Source organism: Roseiarcus sp., from assembly GCF_049514155.1.
Lineage (GTDB): Bacteria > Pseudomonadota > Alphaproteobacteria > Rhizobiales > Beijerinckiaceae > Roseiarcus.
Genome location: NZ_JBEKVH010000235.1, coordinates 1 through 4382, shown reverse-complemented (window position 1 = coordinate 4382; position 4382 = coordinate 1). Strand labels below are relative to the sequence as shown.

At 64.6% G+C, this 4382-nt stretch carries 4 protein-coding genes; all 4 read left to right on the top strand.

Annotated elements, in window-relative coordinates; genetic code table 11:
- The coding region (locus ABSF49_RS20525; RefSeq protein ID WP_424114492.1) for a xylulokinase at positions 1–1006 on the top strand (1006 nt) is incomplete at its 5' end.
- A gap of 41 nt (positions 1007–1047) precedes the next feature.
- The gene (locus tag ABSF49_RS20520) at positions 1048–1980 is read left to right on the top strand and encodes an ABC transporter permease (RefSeq protein ID WP_424114491.1); all 933 of its coding nucleotides are present in this window, start codon (positions 1048–1050) and stop codon (positions 1978–1980) included.
- 55 nt (positions 1981–2035) lie between these two features.
- Complete coding sequence (locus ABSF49_RS20515; protein WP_424114493.1) at positions 2036–2794, top strand: SDR family NAD(P)-dependent oxidoreductase; 759 nt, start codon at positions 2036–2038, stop codon at positions 2792–2794.
- Between the two features lie 159 nt (positions 2795–2953).
- On the top strand, positions 2954–4312 hold the full coding sequence (locus ABSF49_RS20510) for an FAD-dependent oxidoreductase (RefSeq protein WP_424114490.1): 1359 nt from the start codon (positions 2954–2956) through the stop codon (positions 4310–4312).
- Positions 4313–4382: the final 70 nt, after the last annotated feature.

The following is a 4382-nucleotide window of genomic DNA, read 5'->3' as shown; positions in this document are numbered from 1 at the left end:
CCTCTGTTGCAAGGACTGGATCCGGGGCTGGCTGACCGGTGTGTGGGCAAGCGAAGAAAGCGACGCGTCCTATGTGCCGTTCAACATAAGAACACGAAATTGGGACGAACGGCTCTTCGAACTCACCGAAACGAAAGCGGCGAGCCATCTGCTGCCTGAACTCCTCCCCGTATCTCGCACCGATCCGTTGCTCGGCGGAATTGCACGCGAACTGGGTCTGCGGGCAGGAATTCCGGTGGCGCTCGGCGCGACCGACATCATCGCCGGTTGCGTGGGCGGAGGCGCCGTCGCGCCCGGTCACGCCGTGACAATCCTGGGCACCAGCGCCAACAGCAGCATTGTCACCGACAACCCCGAATTCGATCCACCCGGCATCGGAATCATGGCTGCGGCCCCGCTTTCACGCTGGGTGCGCACGATGGTCAATACATCCGGCGCGATGACGCTCGACTGGGCGGCGCGACTGTTTACCGGTTCCGACGTTGTCGAACTGTTCAGACGCGCTGAACAGGCCGACGTCTCGGATCTGCCGGTTCTTGTCCCCTATCTGGCCGCCGCAGGCGTCGTCTCCCCGTTTGTCGACGCCCACGCGCGAGGCGCGTTTCTCGGGCTGAGGGCGAGCCATGGGTCCGCGGAAATGTGCCGGGCTGGCGTTGAGGGTCTCGCCTTCGCGGTCGCCGATTGCTACGCGAGCATGCCAAGCAGCGTCACGCGCATCAGCGCGACCGGCGGCGCCGCGAAATCCGATCTGCTGCTTCAAACCATCGCCAGCGCGACGGGTGCGGATGTCGTCAGGCCGGCCGGCGAGGAGTTCGGCGCGCGCGGCGTCGCCTTGCTGGCGGCATTTCACGCCGGGTTGGTCAGCGCCGAAGAATTTTCGTCGCTCGCGCGAGGCCTCGATGTGGAACGGGTTTTTGCGCCGCGGCCGGAGAGCGTCGCCGCGCGCTTGCGCCGCTATCGCGAATCCGGCGGCATGACCCGTGGGACAGGTAAGCTCTGGCCATGACCGCCTCACCTCTTTCCGCTTCCGGTTCGAGACCAATTCCTATGCGCATCGATACCATCCGGCTTCGTCAATCAGCGGTGTGGCTGGCGCTGGGCCTGACGATCGTTGCGATGCTTGTCGTTCGGCCGACGCTGATCGCGCCGGAGCAATGGCCGATATTGCTTCGGCAGGCTGCGCCGCTTGGGGTGCTCGCGATCGGACAGACCATCCTGTTGATAGGGGGCGGCTTTGATATGTCGGTCGGGGGCGTCGTCGGGTTCGTCAGCGTTCTGGCGGCCGGCCCTTTCGCCCAGAGTCAGGGCGTCGGGGCGGTGATCTTCGCGTGCCTGATCCTCGGCATTGCCGTGGGCGTCCTCAACGGTGCGATCGTGACCTTCGGCAAAGTCTCGCCGCTGGTGGCCACCCTCGGGACGGGGTTCGTGCTCACCGGCGCGATGTTGATCTACACAGGCGGAGCGCCGACGGGTCACGTGCCGGACGGCATTCGGGCGCTGTCTCGTGAAAAGTTCCTTGGCGTTCCCCTTGCAGTCGATATCTGGTTGGCGCTGGCTCTTCTTGCCGGCCTGATGCTGAATAAGTCGTGGTTCGGCCGTTACGTCTACGCCATCGGGTCGGGCCCCAAGGCCGCCATTTACGCCGGTGTGGCGGTGACGGCGACGCAACTCGCGTCGTATGTCCTGTCGAGTCTTTGCGCCGTGGTTGGCGGCCTTCTGCTCGCCGGCTTCGTCGGGATCGGCGCTCTTGGCGCCGGCCAGGAACTCACGCTCGATTCGCTTGCAGCGGCGGTAATTGGTGGAACGCTGCTTTCCGGAGGCGTTGGCGGGATGACCGGGACGGTCGGCGGCGTCGTCTTGCTGACGGCGCTGTCGACTCTGCTGACCGGCGCGGGCGCCGGCGCCGCCGGAAGCAGCCTGGTGCACGGGCTCGTCCTTCTTGGCGCGTCGATCTTGTTTCGGGAGGCGAAGCGTGGCTAGGGCCGACACACAGGAGCCGGCGCCGCCGTGCGCGCTGCGCGGAAAGGTTGTGTTGGTGGTCGGCGGCACCACCGGCATCGGCGCCTCCGCCGCGAATGCATTTGTCGCCAACGGCGCGGTGGTCACGGTCACGTCTCATGACGAAGAATCCGTCGAAGCTGCGCGCGAACGCGTCGACGGTTCGATCGACGTGGTCCTCGCAGACGCCCGCGACCCATCGTCGTCGGAACGACTGGTCACGCAGATAGCATCGACCAAAGGACGCCTTGACGCGCTCTATCACGTGGCCGGAGGGAGCGGACGCCGCTTCGGCGACGGCCCGCTTCACGAACTGACCGACGAGGGCTGGCGCGAGACGGTCAGGCTCAACATGGACTCGGTCTTCTATTCCAATCGGGCCGCCGTTCGTCAGTTCCTTCGGCAGGGCAAAGGAGGCTGTGTCGTCAATCTTGGATCGGTTTTGGCCTTCTCCCCGTCGCCTCGGTATTTCGCAACGCATGCCTACGCGGCTGCGAAGGCTGGAATCGAGGGCTTCACGAAGTCGATTGCCGCCTATTACGCGCCGCGAGGGATCCGGGCGAATATGATCGTTTCGGGCCTGACCGACACGCCGATGGCTTTGCGGGCGCTGGGCGACGCAGCGATCGCGCGATTTGTCGAAAGCAAGCAACCGCTGGATTCGGGCCGCGCCGGGAGGCCGGACGACTTCGATGCAGCGGCGGTCTTTCTCTTGTCCGACGGTTCGCGATTTGTGACCGGGCAGGTCATCGCCGTCGACGGCGGCTGGAGCTGCACCGATGGTCAGTGCCTTTGACAACCTCCGTCAGTCCCATCAAACGCGCCGTGGGCTTGTCTTGCGACGATGCCGCCCCCGTTTCTCATCGGTCGTTTCGAAGGTCGAATGTGGAGCGCCGGTGAGCCAACAACCGATGAGAATTGAATGATGACGAAAGCAGTCCGGGGAGCGACGTCCTTGTACGACGTCGTGGTTGTCGGTGCGGGTTCGGCCGGCTGCGTCGCCGCTATCGCCGCCGCGCGTTGCGGGGCAGGTCGGGTTCTGCTGGTTGAGCGCTATGGCTTCCTCGGGGGCACTTCCACCCAGAGCCTGGATACCTTCTACGGCTTTTTCACTCCCGGGAACGCCCCCAAGAAGGTGGCGGGCGGTATTTCGGATCAGGTCGTCGATCGCTTGGCCAAGCGCCAGGAGATGTTCTTGCGCCCGAACACTTACGGGGCGGGAACCGGGGTAACCTACAACCCGGAATATCTGAAGGTCGTCTGGGACGATCTTGTTGCCGAAGCCGGCGCCGATGTTCTGCTGCACGCCCAATTGGTAGGCATCGAGCCGTCCGGTTCGATGGACGGATCGATTCTCGCGGTTCTGACCACCGGCGGAATCGTCAAGATCGGCGCGCGCCGCATAATCGATGCGTCCGGCGACGCGCACGCCGCCCATTTCCTCGGCGCTCCGTTGGAGGAGGCGGGGGTAGCGGAGGCCGCGCAAACCTTCACCACCACGTTTCGCATGTGCAACGTCGATCTGAAAAGATTCGAACAAGCCGGAGGCAAACGGTTGTTGCAACGAAAGATGGGCGAGGCTGTCGCGGCCGGCGCCTATCCGTTGCCGCGCAAGAACGGCAGCGTCCACGAAATGGTTCAAGCCAACTGCGTCGCGACCGTTGCGGTGCGCGTTCCTTTCGCGTCGCCGTTCGATCCGGGTGAACTTACGCGAGCCGAACAGGAAGGGCGGCGCCAAGCTTATGTGTACGAAACGTTCCTGCGTCAGGAAATCGAGGGATTCGCCGACGCCAAGATTATCGGCATGTCGTCGCCCCAGATCGGCATCCGGGAATCGCGGCGGCTCCGCGGAACCTACCGGCTGACGCGTGAGGACTGCCTGGGCCAGGCGCGATTTGACGACGTGGTCCTGATCTGCGGCGCGCCGATCGAGGATCATCGACTGAACGCGGACGGCGATGAGGAGACCGAATGGGCCTACGTTCCCGATGGCGGCGTCTATCAGGCGCCCTATCGGTGTCTGACGGCGCCCGGCTTCGACACGCTGTGGGCGGCGGGGCGCTGTTTCAGCGCCACGCATTCGGCCCACGCCAGTTGTCGTTCGATGGCGCAGACGATGTCGATGGGACAGGCGGCCGGCGCCGCCGCCGCCTTGTCGATCCGCCAAGATTGCGCCGCGGCGGACATTTCCACGACTGCGCTGCACGACCAGCTCCTGGCGCTCGGAGCGGTCCTCGATCCCCCTTCGCAAACAGCGCATATCGGCCGCGACGATTGGGCCAAGAACCGTTTCACGGGAGTTCGCAACGGATGACTTTTTTCAGGGAACCGCAGGAAATATTCGCCGAGACTTGGGTCGACCTCGTCTCCGAGTTGAAATGGAC

Coding starts and splice junctions, on each gene's coding strand:
- ABSF49_RS20520 (WP_424114491.1), top strand. CDS start 1,048: ATGCGCATCGATACCATCCGGCTTCGTCAATCAGCGGTGTGGCTGGCG.